This window comes from uncultured Intestinimonas sp. (genome assembly GCF_944387245.1).
Taxonomy (GTDB): Bacteria; Bacillota; Clostridia; order Oscillospirales; family Oscillospiraceae; genus Intestinimonas.
This window is the reverse complement of the sequence record NZ_CALXEE010000126.1, coordinates 1-3,893: the sequence shown is the minus strand read 5'-3', so window position 1 is coordinate 3,893 and position 3,893 is coordinate 1. Positions and strand designations below refer to the sequence as shown.

The 3,893-nt window shown below is 63.8% G+C and carries 3 protein-coding genes; all 3 read right to left on the bottom strand.

Annotated features, from left to right (window positions below):
* Positions 1-35: 35 nt before the first annotated feature.
* Positions 36-3,176, bottom strand: coding sequence for a glycerophosphodiester phosphodiesterase family protein (locus Q0K15_RS10920; protein ID WP_294515874.1), 3,141 nt, complete (start codon positions 3,174-3,176; stop codon positions 36-38).
* Between the two features lie 283 nt (positions 3,177-3,459).
* On the bottom strand, positions 3,460-3,615 hold the full coding sequence (locus tag Q0K15_RS10915) for a hypothetical protein (protein ID WP_294515873.1): 156 nt from the start codon (positions 3,613-3,615) through the stop codon (positions 3,460-3,462).
* A gap of 11 nt (positions 3,616-3,626) precedes the next feature.
* On the bottom strand, positions 3,627-3,893 hold a 267-nt coding region (locus Q0K15_RS10910), incomplete at its 5' end, for a hypothetical protein (protein WP_294515872.1).

Genomic DNA, 3,893 nt, shown 5'->3' with positions numbered 1-3,893 from the left:
ACGCCGCCCATGTTGTAACATGGGCGGCGCTGTGCTCATTCCGCAAAGGTCAGAGTGACCGGTCCGGTATACATCCGGTAGGGTACTTGGGTGGCGGGCAGTGTGGCGGTGCTTCCCAGCAGAACTACGGCGGTGCCCGGCGTCTGGGAGAAGAGGCGGCCGGTCTCGTCCATCTCCACCACTGCGTCCCCACCGATCTGGAGGAAGCAGTCGGCATTGACCGTCTCGCTGCCGCACCGGGTCCAACGAACCACCTGGAGGGCACCGCCTTCCTCCAGGCCGGTCTGGAAATCGGCCTCCGTCTGGACAGCCTCCGCTCCGGTCAGATAATAGGAGGCGAAGTCAGGATGGTCGGTGGTGATGCCGTGGTAGCCGTCATAGTACTTCTGCTCAAAAAGCTCATACTCGTCCACGGTCCAGGGTTGGATCAGGATGCCACGGTGCCGGGCCGCCCGGGTGAGGGCAGTGGTCTGGGCCTCCTGGGGGCAGCTGTAAAAGGCGCACAGGGGGTCCAGCACCTCTGCCATGGCCTTCAGATTGGCGGCGGTATCCGCCCCGCTCTGGGTGCAGGCGGCCAGATAGCCCACCGCCGCCTCGGGCATCCGCGCCCGAATCCTCTGGAGCTGCTCTGTGCTGTAAGAGAGAAAGACCACCCGGTCAGTCATACCAGCGGTATACACCGTCTGGACCAGGGGTTCGATAATGGCCGGGTCCTCACTCTTAATTTCCACCAGAAAGACCGTGTCCCGTTCCTGGACCGCCTGGAAGAGCTGGGCCAGGGTGGGCATCCGGTCCCCGGCCAGGGCCTTGTCCCGGAACGTCAGGCTCTGGAGCTGGAGCCGGGTGGCAGCGGCAATCCACAGGTTCTGGTTCATCAGGGCGCCGGTGGTGGAGTCGTGGTTCACCATCACCACCCCGTCGGCGGAGAGGTGGACGTCGCACTCAATGGCGTCCGTCCCCGCCTCCGCCGCCAGGACGGCGGAACGCTCCGTGTTCTCCGGTGCCGTCTCGTGAAGGCCGCGGTGGGCGGTGATGACAGGGGCGCGGGTAAGGGTGCGCTGACCTGCCGGGAAGGACTCGATGGCGTCCATGACCCCCTCCCAGCCGTCGGTGACCAAGCCGTCCGCCCCGGAGAGAATGGCGGTGTAGGCCGCCTCCCCACCGTCGGTGCGGACCCAAACGGCCACCCCTCTGGTCTGGATGGCCGCCACCGTCTCAGGCGAAGCGTCGGCCTGGTCCAGGACCACCACCCGGGCCCCCGCCCGGCCAGCCAGGGCGGCGGCCGACCTGGGGTCTGCAAGGTCCATGTCGGAGCAGTCCAGGATGGCTCGGACCCCCGGTTTCCCGGCACAGGCCGTCTGGAGGACTTGGAGCTGGCTGGAAAAGACGTTCACATCCACGATGCCGTTGGCAGAGACATACTGGGCAAAGGCGGCGGCGGTAGTCAAGTCCTCGATACGGAACCCCGCCAGCACCCGCTTGTCCAGCCGGTCCATATAGCTTTTCAAAGAGATCCTGGTGCCGCGGTCCACTACGGTGAGGTCGGAGAAAACCCCTTTGATCAGCGTGGCCGGACGCCGCTCCCCTGCCGCGATGTCGGAAGCGGACAGGCTGTCCCCTTCCGCCACAACGGTGGGGGACATGACCAGCCCCGTTTTGGGCTCGTAGACCTGGGTATCGTAGCCGTTGGCGGTGAGGGGCTCCTCCGTGGAAAGGTCGGGCAGCCGGTCGGTGACCGACAGGGAGAGAAGCTCTGCCGATGCCCCGTCAAAGGTGAAGGCCACCCGGCCATCCACTGTGGATTGGTCGGCCACGTCGGCCCGCAGCACCAGGGCTCCATCCACATACTGGCAGACCACCCCGTTCTGGTAGAGGATGGTGAGGGTATAGACCTGTCCCTCCTCCATCGCCGTGCTCAGGGGGGCGGCGCACTGGGTGCTCCAGGCCCCGCCGGGCAGCATCCGGGCGCATTCCACCCCGTTGGAGGCGGTGGGGTCCTGCCGTAGGCCCAGCTGCCAGAAGGAATATTTGGAGTTGGTACCCGTCCCGCCGGCAGATCGGACGCCGAAGGCCAAGCCGCACCAGCGACTGCCGCTCATGGCGTCGTTGATCCTGACCTCTGCCTGGATGCAGAAATCCCGACCGTAGTTCCAGATGGGGAAGGCCACCGCCTCGTAGCCATTCCCCGCTACCCCCACAGTATTGAGGGTGCCGCCCGCCACATAGACGTCGTCAGCGGCGGCCAGCCGGATGCCGCAGCGGTTCAGGAGCGCAGGACTGTCAAAGGCCAGGTCCACCCGGCTGTTGAGGTAAAGGGGGGCCTCCAGCTCCTGACCCTGGCGCTTGAGGAGCACATACCAGCACCCCTCCTCTTCGCTCCAGCGGGCGGTCACCGTCGTCTTCTCATCCCCCACCATGGCGGCTGCCTGATCGGCGATGGACTCCGCTGTGATCTCCTCTGCCGTTTCAAAAGAGAAATCCCCTGTCAGAATGGCTTTCAGCTGGTTTTCCAGCGTCTCCTGGCCGGAGGCGTCCCGGCGGTAGACGCTCACCTTGGTAGGCAGGGCTACTGTCTGCCCCTCACCGGTGAGGGTGATGGAGAAGCCCTTCTGCTCCTCCCCCGTAACCCGGACCTTCCCGCCGGCGGCGGTAAACCCGGAAGGGGCAAGGGTGTTCTCCACTTTCTCCGCCACCGCCGTCCGCACCGCGAAGGCAGAGGCGTCCTTAGACACGGTTACCGTCAGCCGGTCGGGCGCCAGGGACACGGCCCATTCCAGGGCCGAAACCACCTCCAGGGACACGGTGCCCGTCCGGCCACCGGCCTCCAGGCTCAGGGCATAGTTCCCCACTGCCCCGCCCACCACGGGCAGCGCCGCCTCCCCCTTCTCAAACTCCAGGGTGATCTGGGTCTCGCCGTCAGCCTCCAGAACCTGTCCTCCCACCGTGAGAGCCGGGACCATCCCACCCTCCTCCAGATAGCCGGAGACTGTCACAGTCTCAGCTCCGTCCAGACTGCGGGTGCCGCCGTCCAGCTCCAGCACCTGCTCCGCCCCCAGAGGAAGCCGGTCCGGCGCCTCGATCTCCAGCCGTCCCGCTGCCTGGGCTCCCACAGGCAAAAGAAGCAGGGCCAGACAGCTCCCGCACAGTAAATTTGTCAACGCTCTGACTTTAGACATGGGTATCCTTTCCGCGCTCACTCGCTTTTCCGACTTTTACGGATCTCTCTTAGCATGACCAGGTAAAAACAAAAAAACTCGCCGCAAGCCTTTTCACGCTTGCGGCGAGTTGGCGCAGAAGGAGGGATTTGAACCCTCGCGACGGTTTCCCGCCCTACTCCCTTAGCAGGGGTGTTTACGCCATTGCGCCGCAATGAAAACGCGGATTATGCTAACTATTTTGCTAACTGTTTTGCTAACTATTTCATGTTTTTATCCAATGCAATGCAAGCTAATTATAGCATTAGCGTTTATGCATGTCCAGGAGCACCTTGACGCGGGCGGTTTTGTCCGCCATGCCATCATGCTCCCAGTTCCACACGGCCATCATAGCCTCGGGAGGCGCGCCGTGCTCATCCCGGTAGTTCTGGATGATCTTTACCACTTGGACGTGGAGCATTTCGACGTGGTTCAGCTCCTGAGAGGCCATAGTGGCGTAGGAGTCAGCCGGAGCGTGGTTCTCGTCCTTATGGGGATCTCAATAGACTGTTTCTGCCCGTCGGCAAACATGGGGACGACGGCCTGATACAGGCGGTCAGTGTCAACGTTCCCCTGGTCGTCAATGACTTTGAGCACGGAAACCGCCGGCCTGTCTCGGTACTGCTCCACCAGGCCGGACAGGTTTTCGGCGGCCAGCGCCGTATAAACGCCCAGACCGATACGCTTCATGCCGGTCAG

Coding starts and splice junctions, on each gene's coding strand:
- Q0K15_RS10920 (WP_294515874.1), bottom strand. CDS start 3,176: ATGTCTAAAGTCAGAGCGTTGACAAATTTACTGTGCGGGAGCTGTCTG.
- Q0K15_RS10915 (WP_294515873.1), bottom strand. CDS start 3,615: ATGCTCCACGTCCAAGTGGTAAAGATCATCCAGAACTACCGGGATGAG.